The sequence below is a fragment of the Candidatus Woesearchaeota archaeon genome, assembly GCA_003694805.1.
Taxonomy (GTDB): Archaea; Nanobdellota; Nanobdellia; order Woesearchaeales; family J110; genus J110.
In genome coordinates, this window is the sequence record RFJU01000170.1 from 1 (window position 1) to 1,151 (window position 1,151).

Below are 1,151 nucleotides of genomic sequence, written 5' to 3' on the forward strand. Positions count from 1 at the left end.
ATCTTTTTCTCCTCCTCGCAAGCCTCTTCTTTTTCCATGAAAAATAGAGGCCGATGGGTCTCTGTCCTCAGTTCGAGTTCGATACGCCATCAGGGTTGGACACTGAATGTAGATGGCGCGAACTATTTGTGCAAAAAATTTCTCAACGCAGCCTGCACCCCTTTAAAAAAGGAGCGGAGGGTGTTTACTCCAACGGCATGTGAGAGGCTCCTGCTTTGGAGGAGAGGAGAAGTCTCAAATGCAGCCCTTGGGGTTGTCTAGCTTTTTGATCATTCAAGAAGTTTTGTTGTTTTTTATCGTTGGAATGGTGCTTGCTTTTGCCGGGCGAGCCGTTGTAGAATGACGAATGGTGATTGATGATGAGTTGTTGGAATGTTTGGAAGCCATCCTTGAGCGCCCGCTCACTTCAGAGTGACGCTGGCTTGACTTTGACTCAATGGGAGGAATGGGAGATGTTATCAATCCGAATGACGCGTTGGTTGCAAGCCGCACTCTTGATTGCCGCTGCGCTTTTGTGGGGCGGCTGCTTTGGGTTTGATGCTGGAGGCGGTGGTGGTGGGATCGACCCTCTTCAGCCTACGTTCATCTCCGCGACCTTCAAGTCCGAGCAAGGAAAGATCATCGTTTTCAGTGATGACGGAAGCTACAGTTTTTATATGAGCAGCGAGAAGATGGCGGCGCAAGAGCCGGCGATCAACTCCAAGTACGAGATCAAAGGAAGAGATATCATCTTTGAGCGCGAAGACGGCACGAAGTTTGGTTCCGTCGGCAAGCTCTCCGAAGATGGAAACAGCTTCACCTGGGACGAGCATCCAGACGAAGTCTTCATCAAGCAACCTTGAAGCCGTTCTTCCGTTCTCTATCAAGCAACCCTGAGGCCGCCCTTCCTCCGTTTTCTCTACTCTCTTCTCCCCTTCTCTTCTGACTTTTTCCTCTGCATCATGGCCATTTCAGACTTTTTTCTCTGTACTACCAGAGAGCGGACGTCGTCACGACGTCCGCTCTGGAGCATGGCCATTTCTGACTTCTTTCTCTGGGGTGATCCATCGGAGGGGGAGCGCGTCAGGGGGAGCTTGAACGGGGCAAGTTGGAGGCTGTTTTTGGGGGATGCTTTGTGTTGTTATAGCCCTGATTTTGCGAGGGTGTGGGAG

General features: G+C 51.0%; 1 protein-coding gene. It reads left to right on the forward strand.

Annotated features, from left to right (window positions below; translation table 11 throughout):
- Positions 1–467 precede the first annotated feature (467 nt).
- Positions 468–842, forward strand: coding sequence for a hypothetical protein (locus D6783_06115; GenBank protein ID RME52003.1), 375 nt, complete (start codon positions 468–470; stop codon positions 840–842).
- The last annotated feature ends 309 nt before the right edge of the window (positions 843–1,151 follow it).

Coding starts and splice junctions, on each gene's coding strand:
- D6783_06115 (RME52003.1), top strand. CDS start 468: ATGACGCGTTGGTTGCAAGCCGCACTCTTGATTGCCGCTGCGCTTTTG.